The sequence below is a fragment of the Cnuibacter physcomitrellae genome (assembly GCF_014640535.1).
Lineage (GTDB): Bacteria > Actinomycetota > Actinomycetes > Actinomycetales > Microbacteriaceae > Cnuibacter > Cnuibacter physcomitrellae.
In genome coordinates, this window is sequence record NZ_BMHD01000001.1 from 1,650,011 (window position 1) to 1,663,926 (window position 13,916).

General features: G+C 72.4%; 13 protein-coding genes. 9 read left to right on the plus strand and 4 right to left on the minus strand.

Translation table 11 applies throughout. The features are described 5' to 3' along the window. Positions 1–101 precede the first annotated feature (101 nt). From IEX69_RS21080 to IEX69_RS07675, 3 genes are all read left to right on the plus strand, one after another. Entirely contained in the window at positions 102–227 is a 126-nt protein-coding gene (locus IEX69_RS21080) for a hypothetical protein (RefSeq protein ID WP_268235388.1), read from the plus strand. Positions 228–364: 137 nt separating this feature from the next. Beyond that, entirely contained in the window at positions 365–2,395 is a 2,031-nt protein-coding gene (locus IEX69_RS07670; RefSeq protein WP_444542118.1) for an APC family permease, read from the plus strand. Between the two features lie 185 nt (positions 2,396–2,580). Beyond that, positions 2,581–2,781, plus strand: a complete 201-nt coding sequence (locus tag IEX69_RS07675; RefSeq protein WP_085020448.1) for a DUF3073 domain-containing protein — start codon at positions 2,581–2,583, stop codon at positions 2,779–2,781. A 308-nt stretch (positions 2,782–3,089) separates the two neighbouring features. On the opposite strand, the gene IEX69_RS07680 is transcribed toward IEX69_RS07675, so the two are convergent. Further along, entirely contained in the window at positions 3,090–3,524 is a 435-nt protein-coding gene (locus IEX69_RS07680; RefSeq protein WP_085020449.1) for a hypothetical protein, read from the minus strand. A 174-nt stretch (positions 3,525–3,698) separates the two neighbouring features. Here IEX69_RS07680 and IEX69_RS07685 point away from each other — a divergent pair, with 174 nt between their 5' ends. After that, positions 3,699–4,271 (plus strand): NUDIX hydrolase, encoded by a 573-nt coding sequence (locus IEX69_RS07685; protein ID WP_085020450.1) that lies wholly within the window; start codon positions 3,699–3,701, stop codon positions 4,269–4,271. Positions 4,272–4,722: 451 nt separating this feature from the next. On the opposite strand, the gene IEX69_RS07690 is transcribed toward IEX69_RS07685, so the two are convergent. Next, entirely contained in the window at positions 4,723–5,085 is a 363-nt protein-coding gene (locus IEX69_RS07690; RefSeq protein ID WP_085020451.1) for a sterol carrier family protein, read from the minus strand. Between the two features lie 256 nt (positions 5,086–5,341). Between IEX69_RS07690 and purD the strand changes: the two genes are divergently transcribed. The 4 genes from purD to IEX69_RS07710 all read left to right on the plus strand — a co-directional run bounded on the left by purD (position 5,342) and on the right by IEX69_RS07710 (position 9,264). Further along, positions 5,342–6,700 (plus strand): phosphoribosylamine--glycine ligase, encoded by a 1,359-nt coding sequence (purD, locus tag IEX69_RS07695; RefSeq protein WP_085020452.1) that lies wholly within the window; start codon positions 5,342–5,344, stop codon positions 6,698–6,700. Further along, on the plus strand, positions 6,697–7,650 hold the full coding sequence (locus IEX69_RS07700) for a phosphoribosylaminoimidazolesuccinocarboxamide synthase (protein ID WP_085020453.1): 954 nt from the start codon (positions 6,697–6,699) through the stop codon (positions 7,648–7,650). The genes purD and IEX69_RS07700 overlap by 4 nt, the downstream gene beginning before the upstream one ends. Before the next feature lie 41 nt (positions 7,651–7,691). Next, the gene (locus tag IEX69_RS07705; protein WP_085020454.1) at positions 7,692–8,390 is read left to right on the plus strand and encodes an alpha/beta fold hydrolase; all 699 of its coding nucleotides are present in this window, start codon (positions 7,692–7,694) and stop codon (positions 8,388–8,390) included. 91 nt (positions 8,391–8,481) lie between these two features. Beyond that, complete coding sequence (locus IEX69_RS07710; RefSeq protein WP_085020455.1) at positions 8,482–9,264, plus strand: bestrophin-like domain; 783 nt, start codon at positions 8,482–8,484, stop codon at positions 9,262–9,264. Positions 9,265–9,292: 28 nt separating this feature from the next. Here the strand turns inward: IEX69_RS07710 and IEX69_RS07715 are convergent, their stop codons facing one another. Then, positions 9,293–10,201, minus strand: coding sequence for a polysaccharide deacetylase family protein (locus IEX69_RS07715; protein ID WP_085020456.1), 909 nt, complete (start codon positions 10,199–10,201; stop codon positions 9,293–9,295). A gap of 81 nt (positions 10,202–10,282) precedes the next feature. Then, positions 10,283–12,841 carry a helix-turn-helix transcriptional regulator gene (locus IEX69_RS07720; protein ID WP_157127252.1) on the minus strand — a complete coding sequence of 853 codons (2,559 nt, stop codon included), beginning with the start codon at positions 12,839–12,841 and terminating at the stop codon, positions 10,283–10,285. A 319-nt stretch (positions 12,842–13,160) separates the two neighbouring features. On the opposite strand from IEX69_RS07720, the gene IEX69_RS07725 reads away from it, so the two are divergent. After that, entirely contained in the window at positions 13,161–13,862 is a 702-nt protein-coding gene (locus IEX69_RS07725) for a cyclodeaminase/cyclohydrolase family protein (protein WP_174604486.1), read from the plus strand. The last annotated feature ends 54 nt before the right edge of the window (positions 13,863–13,916 follow it).

Consider the following 13,916-nt stretch of genomic DNA (forward strand, 5'->3'; position numbering starts at 1 on the left):
GCGCTCGACCCCTTCTCGGCGGCCCCACCGTGGTGGTAGCTTCGCGAGCGAACCGACCGGAGTGCACAACGCCGGCGTGGACATCGAGGAGGATCCCAGGCATGAGCGACGACAAGCGCCCCCAGGAGCGCGAGGGCGAGTACACCGACACCGAGGCGGCCGACGTGAACGTCCCCGAGCCCGAGCACGGTGAGTACACCGACAGCGAGATCCCCGAGGACGAGTAGACCGGAACGCATCCTTCGCACTCGCTGTGAGGCCGCCGCAATGCGCGTGAGAACGCGCTTCGCGGCGGTCTCATATCGTCTCGACATCATGCACTCGCACCGACTTGACACGCCTGACCGCGTGAGTAGTGTTCTCGATCGTGGTTAATGAGACCCGTTCAGCAAAACGCTGGTTGATCGGAGATCCGCTCCCCAGCGACAAGCTGGAAGGGCAGCTCCTCTCGAAGCGTCTGGCCCTCCCGATCTTCGCCAGCGACGCCCTGTCGTCCGTGGCGTACGCACCGCAGGAACTGCTGATGATCCTGCTCGTGGGCGGGCTCGCCTTCCTGTCGTTCGCCCCCTGGGTGGCGGCGGCGGTCGTCCTGCTCCTCGTCGTCGTGATGCTGTCGTACCGACAGCTCGTGAAGGCGTACCCGTCCGGCGGCGGCGACTACGAGGTCGCCCACCGCAACCTGGGCGAGAAGGCCGGGCTCATCGTCGCCTCGGCCCTGCTCGTCGACTACGTCCTCACGGTCGCCGTGTCCGTCGCCTCCGGTGTCGACAACATCATCTCGGCGCTGCCGTTCCTGAACCCTTGGCGGGTCGAGCTCGCGATCGGCTTCGTCGTGCTGCTGATGGCCGTGAACCTGCGCGGCGTGCGCGAGTCGAGCAAGGCGTTCGCCATCCCCACCTACGTCTTCATCGCGAGCGTCGCGCTCATGATCGTGGTCGGACTGGCCCGGGTCGCCCTCGGCGACGCACCGGTCGCGGAGAGCGCCCAGTTCGGCGTGCAGGCCGAGAACATCGGCCAGGCGGCGGTGATCCTGCTGCTCCTGCGGGCCTTCTCGAGCGGATGCTCCGCCCTCACGGGCGTCGAGGCCGTCTCGAACGGTGTGCCCGCGTTCCGCACGCCCAAGGTGAGGAACGCGCAGGCCACCCTGGTCGCGATGGGCAGCATCGCCATCTTCCTCTTCGCCGGCCTCACCGCGGTCGCCCTCATCGCGAACGTGCACTACGCGGAGGACGCCTGTCACCTCATCGGCTTCGCCGACTGCGCCACCACACCGCAGCGCAGCCTGATGGCCCAGGTCGCGGCCGCCGTGTTCGGCAACAACTCGGTGCTGTTCTTCATCATCCAGGCCGCCACCGCGGCCGTGCTGCTCCTCGCGGCCAACACGGCCTTCAACGGCTTCCCGCTGCTCGGGTCGGTGCTCGCCAAGGACTCCTACGCCCCCAAGGCGCTGCTCACCCGCGGTGACCGCCTCGTGTTCTCGAACGGCATGATCATCCTCGCGGCGGCCGCCTCGCTGATCCTGCTGGTCTACCAGGCCAACCTCACCCAGCTCATCCAGCTCTACATCATCGGCGTCTTCGTGTCGTTCACGCTGGGGCAGACGGGCATGGTGAAGCATTGGCTGCGGATGCTGCGCGAGGGCTGCACCGACCGCTCGGCGGTCATCCGGGGCCTGGTCATCAACGCCGTCGGCGCGGTGTTCACCGCGACGGTGCTCATCGTCGTGACGATCACCAAGTTCACGCACGGCGCGTGGCTGGTGTTCGCGATCATGCCGGTGCTGTGGTTCCTCATGCTGGGCGTCAACCGCTACTACCGCGACGTGACGAAGGAGGTCGAGGTCGACCCGACCACGACGTTCGGCGCCAGCGGCGACCACGCGATCGTGCTCGTCGGCAAGATGCAGAAGCCGGTGCTGAAGGCCCTCGACTACGCCATCGCCGCACGGCACGACTCGATCGAGGCCGTGCACATGGCGGTCGACGACGAGCAGACCGCGCAGCTCGAGTCGGACTGGCGGTCGATGAACATCGACGTCCCGCTCAACATCATCGAGTCGCCGTACCGCGACGTGGCCGACCCGCTGTGCTCCTACATCGCGAAGCACCGGGCGGAGCACGGCTCCGAGGTCGTCACCGTCTACACGCCCATCTACATCGTGGGCCACTGGTGGGAGACGTTCCTGCACAACCACAAGGCGCGGCGCATCCGCAAGAAGCTGATGCTCGTGCACGGCGTCACCGTGGCCCTGGTGCCCTGGCTGCTCGACTCCTCCGAGGTCCTGTACGGACGCCGCTCGCGCCCCCTACCCGGCCAGGAGCGCCGAGGAGAGCCGGTGCGCCCCGTGAAGCGGGCGCAGCACCAGGCGGAGTCGGTGCACCGCCGCTCTCGCTGACCCCCTCACGCGTCCACTCGGTGGCAGCGGCTGAGTCCTCCCCGGGCCCGCTTGCTGAGCGCCAGCCGAGAGCGTCGGCGCGCCCAGGCGGGGAGGGGCCATCGTGCTAAACTCATCCGAGTCTTCGTTGATATTCATCATCTTCCGGGGCGTCGATCCCCGGCCAGAACCTGAGGGGGTCTCGCATGGGGCGTGGCCGTCAAAAAGCAAAGCACACCAAGGTCGCTCGTGAGCTGAAGTACTACAGCCCCGAGACGAACTACTCCGAACTGGAGCGTGAGCTGACCAGCAAGTCGTCGGATGAGCCCGACTACTCGAAGTGGATCGACGACGAAGACGACGAACTCGACCCCTATCAGGCGGGTAACGAGCAGAAGCGCGCCTGAGCCCCCTCGGCGCGCTCTCGTTCGGCGGGATCTCGGATCCCGTCGCTGTGCCGATGCCTGCGCCCGGCGTGACCGGTTCCCGGGCTGCGGGCAACATGGTCGGGGTGCGGGCTCCCGCGTGCGCTCGGTGCTCCTGAACCCTTCGCGCCGGCCCGGCCCTGACGCCGCCCCAGGCTCAACCGCCATGGCCACTCGGTGCTGCTGACCCGCGCCCGACCGACATGATCCACGGCGCATGGCGCTGCTGACCCGCGCCTGCCCGGAAGGATACAGGGCGCACGGACGCCGGACGCGTCCTGCCGCGAGCGCTAGTCGCGCGGGTCGCTCGACGGAGCGGGCTCGGCGGCCACCGTCGGCGCATCCGTCTGCGACGCCGTCGGAGCGGAAGTGGTCGTGGTGTCGGCAGCCGGCTGCGGTGCGGGCGGCACGATCGGCTCGTCGCGACCCTCGATGTGGTCGACCTCGATGAGACGGGCGCGGCGCCGACTCGCCGCGTCGATGAGGAGCGCCACGAGCGCACCCACGGCGGCGCCGACGGGCACGACGAAGAGAGCGAGCAGGCCCGCGACCTGCCAGCGGCCGAAGTCGGGCTGCTCGGGGAACATCCACGTCACGCCGAGAGTGACGACCGCGCCGAGCAGCAGCCCGAGGATGATGAACCGGTAGTAGCGCGGCGCGCGACGCACCTGCACGGCCTGCCTCGTCTCGACGAGACCGGGTGCGGGGGGACGTTCGCTGCTCACCCCTCCATTCTCGCGCACTCCCGCTGGGCGTGGGGTGCGCATCCGGGTGCGGCAGCAATGAGGTGGGGCGCCTCGGGCGCTCGTCCTGACCCCTTCCTCCCGGCGGGATGGCGCGACTTGTCGGAACGACCGCACCGCAGACGGCGGACGCCGCTCCCGGGGCAGGATGGACACATGGCGGAGCGGAGCGCGGGTCTGGTGGTGTGGCGGCGGACGCCCTCTCCGCGGGTTGCGCCCGCGCAGAGCGACGTCGCGGTCCAGGAGGCGTCGTCGAGCTCGCCATCGGGCGGAACCCGCGAAGACCCACCGGCGTCGGGCTCGCTCGAGGTATGGATCGCGCACATGGGCGGCCCGTTCTGGGCGCGCAAGGAGTCTCGCGCGTGGTCCATCCCCAAGGGCCTCTACTCACCCGACGAGGATCCGCTTGCGGCAGCCCTGCGCGAGTTCGGCGAGGAGACCGGTCTCGTGGCGCCGCGCCCGGCGGGCGGCGAGCCCTACGAGGAGCTCGGCGAGTTCCGCCAGCGCTCGGGCAAGATCGTGACGGCGTTCGCCGTCGAGGCTCCCGACTTCGACCCGCCGTCGATCACGAGCAACACCTTCCCGCTGGAGTGGCCCCCGCGGTCGGGCCGCACCCTCGAGGTGCCCGAGGTCGACCGCGCCGAGTGGACCCCGCTCCCCCTCGCTCGCGAGCGCCTCGTCGCGGGCCAGCTCCCCCTCCTCGACGCCCTCCTCCCCCGCCACCCCTGACGCTCATCACGGAATCCCGCACACCACACGCCCATACGGCGCCGGTTGCGCGAATCCCGTGACGAACGACCGGGATGGCGACGCGCCCACCCCGACGAGGACCCTGCGCCCCACCGCCGCCAACCCGCCCAGTCCGCCACGCACGACCGTCGCTCATCACGGAATCCGGCACACCACCCGCCCAGACGGCGCCGGTTGCGCGCATCTCGTGACGAACGGCCGGGACGACGACGCGCCCGCCCCGCCTAAGACCCTGCGCCCCACCGCCGACTGGCCCGCACGACCGTCGCTCGTCACGGAATCCGGCACATCACCCGCCCATACGGGGCCGGTTGCGCCAATCTCGTGACGAGCGACGTCGGTTCAGCACCGGATCCGCGACACCGGCGACCTATCCGGGGTGGGTGTGCCGTATTCGGTGCTGAAGCGCAGCGGCGGCGCCCCGGCGCGGCTACGGGAGGCGGAGGGGGAGGTGCGCGGAGAGGTCCGCGCGCTGTCCGGACGCGGTGACGCGGGCGGCAGCGACGGCGTCGGCCCAAGCGAGTCGGCCGGTGGCGAGCTCGAGCCAGGTGCGCGCATCCGTCTCGATGACGTTGGGCGGCGTCCCCCTGGTGTGCCCCGGACCCTCGATGCACTGCACCGCTCCGAACGGGGGCACCCTGACCTCGACGGACTTCCCGGGCGCGAAGTCGGCGAGCACCTGCAGGGTGAAGCGGACCGCGGTGGCGCGCGCGTCGCGCGACGCCCCGTCGAAGTCGGACGCCGCCGCGAGCGCCGCGGCGCCCGCCGCGTCGTCGATCCGTGCCCGTGCCATGCCTCCACGCTAGTCCCCGCGCGTCGTGCCGGGGCCGCACCACCAGCGCACCGAATCCGTCGAAGCCCTCCCCCATGGGGCCGCGCTGAGGCGGGATCGGTGCGCAAGCGCCGCGCATCCGCACCCAGCGCCCAGCGCCCGTGTCGCCTCGCGCCGGACCGCACCGCACCGTCCGGGGCGGCGATCGGGGAGGAGGTGGAGCGCGGGTAAGGGGCCCGACCGGGGGCGCGGGCGCGGGCTCGGTAGGCTGGTCGCCGTGAAGATCCTCGTCCTCGGCTCGGGCGCGCGCGAGCACGCCATCATCACCGCCCTGCTGCGCGAGAACGAGGCGCACCGCGACGACCCCGCGGCGAGCCGGATCCCGCACGAGATCATCGCGGCGCCGGGGAACGCGGGCACGCAGGCCGACGTCGAGACGCTGCGCGATCTCGACGAGAACGACCCGCAGGCCGTGACGAACCTGGCGATCGCGCGCGGCATCCAGCTCGTCGTCGTCGGCCCCGAGGCGCCGCTCGTGGCGGGCGTGGCCGACGAGCTGCGCACCCGCGGCATCCCCGTGTTCGGCCCGGGCCGGCAGGCGGCGGCGCTCGAGGGGAGCAAGTCGTTCGCGAAGACGATCATGGACGCGGCGGACGTCCCGACCGGTCGGTCGCGCACGGTCGCCACGAAGGCCGACTCCGAGCGCACGCTCGACGAGTTCGGCGCCCCGTACGTGGTGAAGGCCGATGGGCTCGCGTCGGGCAAGGGCGTTCTCGTCACGTCCGACCGCGCGGCCGCTCAGGCGCACGCCGATCATTGGCTGCAGCACGGCGAGGTGCTCATCGAGGAGTTCCTCGACGGGCCCGAGGTGTCGCTCTTCGTGCTCAGCGACGGGCACCACGTCGCACCTCTCGCGCCCGCCCAGGACTACAAGCGCCTCGGCGACGGCGACGAGGGTCCGAACACGGGCGGCATGGGCGCCTACTCGCCGCTCCCCTGGCTCGCCGATCGCTTCGGCAGCGAGCAGGCCTTCGTCGACGAGGTGGTCGAGACCATCGCGCGCCCGACCGTGCTCGCGCTCGAACGGGCGGGCACCCCCTTCATCGGGCTGCTGTACTGCGGACTCATCGTGACGGAGGCGGGCATCCGCGTGATCGAGTTCAACGCCCGGTTCGGCGACCCCGAGACGCAGGTCGTGCTGCCCCGCCTCACCACGCCGCTCAGCACGCTGCTCTACGCCGCCGCCACGGGCACGCTGGGCGGCGCCCCCCGCCCCGAGTTCTCGGACGACGTGGCGGTGACGGTGGTCGTCGCGAGCGAGGCGTACCCCGGCTCCCCGGTGACGGGCCGCGTGGTGTCGGGCCTCGACCAGGCGGCGGATGTGGAGGGCGTGTCGATCATGCACGCCGCCACCCGGCGAGAGACCGAGGGCGCGACCGCCGGCGAGGTCATCGCGACGGGCGGCCGAGTCCTGTCGGTGGTCGCGACCGGCGCCGACTTCGCCACCGCCCGCGACCGCGTGTACGCCGCGGTCGACCAGATCGGGCTCGAGGGCTCCCAGCACCGCACCGACATCGCCGCCCGCGTCGCCGACCCCGACCGGGCCGTCGCCTCGAACGACGGGAGCCTCGCATGACCTCGACGGCGCTCGACCTGCCCGGATGGCGGCACGTCTACAGCGGCAAGGTGCGCGACCTGTACGTGCCGGCCGACGACCGTCAGACGAGCGACGCCGACGACCCTCAGACGAGCGACGCGGACGACGCCGGCAGCACCCGCGACAGCACCGACGGCGCGATGCTCATCGTCGCCAGCGACCGGGTGAGCGCGTTCGACCACGTGCTCGAGCCGGGCATCCACGGCAAGGGTGCGGTGCTCACGCAGCTGAGCGCCTGGTGGTTCGACCAGCTCGCCGTGCCCGACCACCGCGTGGTCGACACGGAGGAGCTGCCGCCCGTCCCCGCCGACGTCTCCGACCGGGCGATGATCGTGCGCTCCCTCGACATGTTCCCGATCGAGTGCGTGGTGCGCGGCTACCTCTCAGGGAGCGGGTGGAAGGAGTACCAGGCCACGCAGAGCGTGTGCGGCGTGGCGCTCCCCTCGGGCCTCTCCGACGGCGACCGCCTGCCGGCGCCGATCTACACGCCGGCCTACAAGGCGCCGCTCGGAGAGCACGACGAGAACATCACGTTCGAGCGCACGGTCGAGCTCGTAGGGCAGGAGGCCGCGGGGGCGCTGCGCGACCTCTCGCTCTCCGTGTACTCGCGCGCCGCCGCGGTGGCCGAGTCGCGCGGCGTGATCCTCGCCGACACGAAGTTCGAGTTCGGACGGGACGCCTCCGGCCGGATCGTGCTCGCCGACGAGGTGCTCACCAGCGACTCGAGCCGCTACTGGGATGCCGCCGAGTACGCCGCCGGCCGGCGCGGCGTCAGCTTCGACAAGCAGATCGTGCGCGACTGGCTGGCCGCGAACTGGGACGGATCGGGCGTCCCGCCCCGCCTGCCTCACGAGATCGTGGAGCGCACGGCCGCGCGCTACCGGGAGCTGTTCGAGCTGCTCACGGCCACGCCCGCGCCTCGCGGCTGAGCCGGGGACGGATGTCGGTGGGCGACGGTAGCGTCCCGCCCATGGACGTCATCCTGGTTCCCGGCTTCTGGCTGGACGGCTCCTCCTGGAGCGACGTGACACCGCCGCTCGTCGACGCCGGCCACACGGTGCACACGCCGACCCTGCGCGGTCTGGAGTCGACGGACGCCGATCGACGGCAGATCGGCCTCGCCGACCACGTGCAGCAGATCATCGAGCTCGTCGACGCGCTCGACGGGCCGATCGTGCTCGTGGGGCACTCGGGCGGGGGCGCCGTCGTGCACTCGGTCGCCGATCGACGCCCCACGCGCATCCGACGGGTGGTCTACGTCGACAGCGGCCCGCAGCCCGACGGCGTGCCCGTGAACAGCTCGCTGGCCGGCGACGAGACGGGCGTCCCCCTCCCGCCGTGGTCGGAGTTCGACGAGACCGACCTCCGCGACCTCACCGACGACCAGCTCCAGCGCTTCCGCGAGCATGCTGTGCCCACTCCCTGGGGCGCGGCGAACGACGGCCCGCGGCTCGTCGACGACCGGCGCTTCGACGTGCCCATCACCATCGTCGGCACGACCTTCACCCGTGCCGAGATGGAGCAGGCCATCGCCGCGGGCGTGCCGTACTTCGCGGAGGTGCCGCGCATCCGGGACGTCACCGTGGTCGAGCTGCCCACCGGGCACTGGCCGCAGTTCACCCGGCCGGTCGAGCTGGGGAGGATCCTCGTCGACGAGCTGGCCCGCTGACGCGCCCGCCACCGCACGCCCGCCACCACGCGCCCGTCACCGCTCGCCGGCCACCGCGCGCCCCGGGTCCCGGTCCCGCTAACGTCATCCCATGTGGTTCTACGACCTGCCCGTCTGGCTCTCGCTGCCGGGCTTCGTCCTCGGGTTCCTCCTGCTGTCGTGGGCGATCCTGCTCGTGCTGCGGCGCTGGGTGCTGCGCGTGTCGAAGGGCAACGCCGAGTGGGACCGCATCCTCGGCTATGCGATGGCCACGTACGGCGTCTTCTACGGCGTCACGGTCGCCCTCATCGCCGCGGGCGCGTACGCGAACTTCACCTCGGTCGACACCCTCGTCCTGCACGAGTCGTCGTCGCTGGCCGTGCTCTACCGCGACGCGTCCGGCTTCCCCGCACCGGCCGCTGAGGACCTCCACACGGCGATCCGTGACTACACGCGCTTCGTGATCGAGACCGACTGGCCCCAGCAGGCGCAGGGCATCGTGCCGGAGGACTCCGCCGACGAGGTGAGCCGCATCCAGACTGTGCTGTTCGCGTTCGAGCCGTCGACCCAGGCGCAGGCGTCCCTGCAGCAGGAGGCGATCGCCCAGTTCAACGACTTCGTGGAGGCACGGCGCTCGCGCATCTCGGCCACCACGCTCGCGCTGCCGGGCATGATGTGGATCGTCGTCGGGGTCGGCGCCATCCTCAACGCCGTGCTCGTCGGGCTGATCGAGGTGCGGAACCTCCGCGTGCACATCATCATGTCCGGGCTGATCGCCGTCTTCGTGGCACTGCTCATCTACACCATCGCCGGGTTCGACCATCCCTATTCGGGCGCGATCAACATCACGCCCGAGTACTACGAGGATCTCCTCCAGGGCGTGCTGGCGAAGTAGCGGCGCGAGGCCGCGCGCCGTCCGGGTGTCAGCGCATGCTGCGGCTCATTTCCGGCGGGAACGTCGAGAACCAGTGCCGGGCGACGTCGATGCGCCGCGCGACCCAGACCCGCTCATGGGCGAGCACGTGGTCGAGGAAGCGGGCGATCGCCCCGGACCTGGATGGATGCCCGGACAGACGCGGATGCAGGCTCACGACGAGCAGGCCCGGCGACCGCTCCCCCTCGGCGTACATCGTGTCGAACGCGTCGCGCAGGTGCGTGAAGGCGTGATCGCCGGTCGCCCATCGACCCGTGGCGTAGGCGGCGTCGTCGTTGGCGAGCGTGTGCGGGATGACGAGGTGCCGGCGCCCGGCGGCCTCCGTCCAGTAGGGCAGCTCGTCGTCATAGGCGTCGGAGTCGTAGAGGAACCCGTTCTCGGCGAGGATCTCCCGCGTCCGCTCGCTCGGTGCGTACCGCGAGAGCCAGCCCTGCGGGGTCTCGCCCCACGTCGACCGGAAGCTGGCGAAAGCGAGCGCCAGCTGCTCGCGCTCGCTCTCCTCGTCGAGCAGGTACTGGCGCGTGTGGCGCCACCCGTGACCGAGGAGGTCGTAGCCGGCGAACCGCGAGTGCACGGCGATCTGCGGGTTCCGCTCCAGCGCCACCGCGCAGGCCGCGATCGTCGCCGGCACCCCTCGCTCCTCGAGCAGGCGCTGCAGTCGCCAGAAGCCCACCCGGCTGCCGTACGCCATCGCCGACTCCGCGGTCAGATCGCGACCGGGCACCTCGTCCGCGGCGCCGCCCGCATCCGTCAGTGGCGCCTCGCTCTGCTCGAACCCGTCGAGCAGCGACTCCTCCGCCCCCTCCTCCACGGTGATCGTGATGTTCACGGCCACGCGCGCGTCGCCGGGCCAGAGCGGATTCGGGCGGTTGCGTCCGTAGCCGACGAGGTCGCGCATCCTTCGGTCTCCTTCGGGGTCTCCCCCATGGTGCCAGCGCGAACCCGGGCTGAGCGACTCCACCCCCGCCGGCGGGGTGCGCTAGTGCTCCTCCGCGGCCGTGCGCGGCGCGCTCCGCAGGGCGTCGACGAGCTCGCCCCGTCGCCGGATGCCGAGCTTCTTGTACACCCGAAGCAGGTGGGTCTCCACCGTCCGGATGGACACCACGAGCCTCTCCGAGATCTCGCGGTTGCTGAGTCCGGCCGCGGCGAGGTCGCCGATCTCCGCCTCCCGCAGCGAGAGCGGTCGGACGTCCGAGTGCGGCACGAGGATGAGGCGTTCGAACCCGCAGAGGCGCATCTGCTCCTCGCGCTGCAGGGCCGCGCTCGCGGCGCCGCGCTCGTCTCCCGCGACCAGGAGCGTTCGCGCGACCCGCGCGAACGCCTCGGCCGACAGCAGGTGGAAGCCGAGCGTTCTCGCCCGTCCCCCGACCTCGAGCAGGCGCTCCGTCGGCGCACGACGGACCTCCTCGTCCGCCTGCCCCCGATCGCGCTCGTACCTCTCCAGGTCGGCCAGCGCACGACCCAGGTCGCGCAGCAGCGAACCGTACGGGTCGTCCACCTCATCCGCCGCTGCCTCGAGCCACGGGAGCACCCGTTCCGCGGCGCCGCAGCGGGCCGCGGAGGCCAGCGCCGCGAGCACGCCGACGGAGTTCCCGCTGAGGGTGAACGCCTCCGCCGCGGCGATGAAGGCATCGGCCGCCTCTCCGATGCGCCCTTCGGCCGCGAGCGTCCACGCTCGGGTCTCCGTCAGCTTCCCCCGGAACTGCTCCGCCACGACCCCCTCGGCGCCGACGGACGCCTCGACGGGTGCCCACGCGGCGAGCGCCTCCTGGTGGGCGCCGAGTCCGGCGTGGGCCTCGGCGAGCTCGCAGCGGGCGATCAGGGCCATCCGGTCCATCCCCGACTCGGTGAGACCCCGGATGGCCTGTTCCAGCTCTCCGACGGCCTCTCGGACGCGACCGCTGATGAGCAGCAGGGTCCCGAGGGTCCATGTCGCGGTCGCCGAGGTGCGGGAGGGGCCGAACCGGAGGACGAGGTCGCGGATGTCCCTGGACTGACGGAGGCTCTCCTCGAGCCGTCCCGTGTACCGCCCGATCGTCAGTCGTGCGAGTCGGATGTGGGTGATGTCGTCGCCGACGGCGGTCAGGATCTCCTCCGCGCGATCGAGTGAGCGCTCGGCGGCGCCGAACCACCCGGTGAGGAGCGCGCCGCCGGCGAAGACGAAGTGCGCACGCGCGGCGAGGGGGCCGTCGACCTGGTCGAGGATCGGCGCCACCCGACGCGACGCGCCACCCCAGTCGCCCAGGGCGAAGAGCAGGAACGCGTCGAGCGCCACGCGCCGGACGTCGTCGGTCGTGGCGAGCGCGGAGTGGCGGTCGAGTCCGCCGGGGAGCTCGAGCCGATCGCTCGCGAGCAGCATGAGGTCGGAGACGATGCCGAGGAGGTGGGCGTCGTCGTCGCCCGAGGTCAACGACTGCATCCGGCCGAGGACCTCGTCGACCCGTCCGGCCCGGATCCGGGCCGCCGCGAGCGCGGTCTCCGCTTCCAGGCCGCCCCCGGCCTCCGTGGCCGCGACGGCCAACTGGATCGACAGCAGGGGATCGTCCTCACGGAGCGATGCGCGCGCCGCCGCCGTGAGGAGGGTCGGCGGAACGTCGCGCCCGAGCTCCCTCGAGAGCGAGGCCAGGGCGATCTGCTCCGTCGGGGAGAGCACCGTCTCGGGGATCGTGGTGAGGGCGTCGACGATCGCCTCGGCCAGCCGTCGCCGTCGCGGGGCCGCGAGCGTCTGCGGGAGCAGCAGCTCGACGACGCCGTCGGTCAGACGGATCCGCGGAGGCTCGCCGAGGGTCGCGGTGACGGTGCCGTGCTCCTCGAGCCGCTCGAGCCTGTGCTCGACGTCGTCTCCGGTGACCTGCCCAGCAGCCAGCCGGACGATGAGCGGAGCCCCCGCATCCGGGACGAGGGCGATCAGGTCGAGGAGCGTCTCGTCGGTGGCGCCGGCGCTGCCGAGGTGGGAGAGCATCATCTCGCGCAGGGCCGGGGAGAGCCGAGGTCGGCCGATGTCCCCCCTCGGGTCTGCGGTGGGCGACGGCTCTGCGTTCGGCGCCGACGAGGCGATCTCCCGGGCCGCCGCGACCATCGCGCGGAGGTCGCGGCCCGGTCGAGGCGGCAGGATCCACCGGAGATCGGCGGTGTCGACCTCGCCGAGCTGGGCGACGAGGACCCGTCGGAGGTCCGAGGGCGGCAGGGGGTCGAGCGCCACCTCGACCAGCAGCCCGGCGGACATCGCCTGGCGGAGGGGTCGGGACAGACCCGGTCGGCTGTCGCTCGTGAGCACGACGCGCTCGCCCGCCTCGAGACCGCGGATGACGGTCGCCAGCGGGTCCCCGTCGATCCGCCCCGCATCCTCGATCACGCGAACGGACCCGCCGCGCCGTCGCCGGACCTCGTCCGCCAGCCACGTCCGGCCCGAGCCGGGAGGGCCGATCAGGATGACGCTCCGCCCGCCCTCCAGAGCGGCCACCGCGGCGTCGGCCTCGCCCTGGCGGACGGGCCGGGCATCTCGGTCGGCGTCGAACCGGTCATCGGAAGCAGGCATGGTGATCACGCGCCCCCGGCCGCTGCGCCAGGCACCCTCGTCGACGCCCGGGCGAGCTGCCCGGGTCGCCGAACCCAGCACGCAGCAGCTCCAGCCGACGTCACGTGTCCCCTTCTCGTCGCGCGTCCCCCGGCGCGGCTCGGACCCCGGGGCCCGAGTGGATCCTTTGTACTACGCGACCGGCACCCGTGAGAAGGGCGAGGTCGATCGGATCGACCACGAACGCATGCGTGATGCACACCTCACACGGGCGGGGCCGAAGGCCGGGCCACCAGCGATGCGGCTCGCGCAACGCGACTCGGCACGGTTGGATGTCCCCATGGCCGACGCGACAGTCACCACCCGCCGTTCGCCGCTCGCCGAGTGGCTCGATCGCCTCGCCGAGCCCGTGGGCGATCCCGGCGGAGGGGCCGCCGCCGGGCTGATGCTCGCCGTGTCCGCCGCCCTCACCTCGATGGTCGCCGGGTACGAGGGGCGGACCGCCGAGCGTCGAGCGTCGACCGCCGCCGAGGGCAGCGAGCGGGCGGAGCGGCCGATCCCGCTCGGGGTCCGCCGGGCGGAGCGGCTGCGCGAGCGCGCGGTCGAGCGCAGGCACGCCGCGCTCGAGGCCGCGGACGCGGACGCGACCGCCTCTCGCCGGCTCGGTGCGGCCCTGCGGATGCCGTCCGGTTCCGACCGCGACGCGGCCGTGAGGGAGGCCTCGCTGGCCGCGACGGAGTCGTCGGTGGCTCTGGGCGACCTCGTGCTCGCCTCGCTCGACGACCTGGCGGCGATCGCGGGCGCCTCCGACGACGTCCTCATCGCCGACGTGGCCGTGGCGGTCGCCGCGGCGCGCGCGGCGCTGGCCGGGGCCCGGGCGAACGCCGGCTCCGACCTGGAGCGGCACGGCGCCTCGCCCGACGACGTCGAGGCGCAGCACGCCGACCTCGTCGCCGCCCTCACGCGCTTCGACGAGGGGCTCGAGCGCCTCGCCGACCTCGAGGGCTCCCTCGCCCCGCGCCTCTCCCCGTCCTCGGGCTGAGCTCGGCGGGGGCGGTGGCGAAGACGCAGGGGCCGCTCGGCGGCGCCGCGCGAT

Excerpts from the sequence above, each read along its gene's own strand:
- IEX69_RS07705 (WP_085020454.1), top strand. The coding sequence starts at position 7,692 with ATGGACGTCATCCTGGTTCCCGGCTTCTGGCTGGACGGCTCCTCCTGG.
- IEX69_RS07690 (WP_085020451.1), bottom strand. The coding sequence starts at position 5,085 with ATGGCACGGGCACGGATCGACGACGCGGCGGGCGCCGCGGCGCTCGCG.
- IEX69_RS07725 (WP_174604486.1), top strand. The coding sequence starts at position 13,161 with ATGGCCGACGCGACAGTCACCACCCGCCGTTCGCCGCTCGCCGAGTGG.
- IEX69_RS07715 (WP_085020456.1), bottom strand. The coding sequence starts at position 10,201 with ATGCGCGACCTCGTCGGCTACGGACGCAACCGCCCGAATCCGCTCTGG.
- IEX69_RS07675 (WP_085020448.1), top strand. The coding sequence starts at position 2,581 with ATGGGGCGTGGCCGTCAAAAAGCAAAGCACACCAAGGTCGCTCGTGAG.
- IEX69_RS07685 (WP_085020450.1), top strand. The coding sequence starts at position 3,699 with ATGGCGGAGCGGAGCGCGGGTCTGGTGGTGTGGCGGCGGACGCCCTCT.
- IEX69_RS07720 (WP_157127252.1), bottom strand. The coding sequence starts at position 12,841 with ATGCCTGCTTCCGATGACCGGTTCGACGCCGACCGAGATGCCCGGCCC.
- IEX69_RS07700 (WP_085020453.1), top strand. The coding sequence starts at position 6,697 with ATGACCTCGACGGCGCTCGACCTGCCCGGATGGCGGCACGTCTACAGC.
- IEX69_RS07710 (WP_085020455.1), top strand. The coding sequence starts at position 8,482 with ATGTGGTTCTACGACCTGCCCGTCTGGCTCTCGCTGCCGGGCTTCGTC.
- IEX69_RS21080 (WP_268235388.1), top strand. The coding sequence starts at position 102 with ATGAGCGACGACAAGCGCCCCCAGGAGCGCGAGGGCGAGTACACCGAC.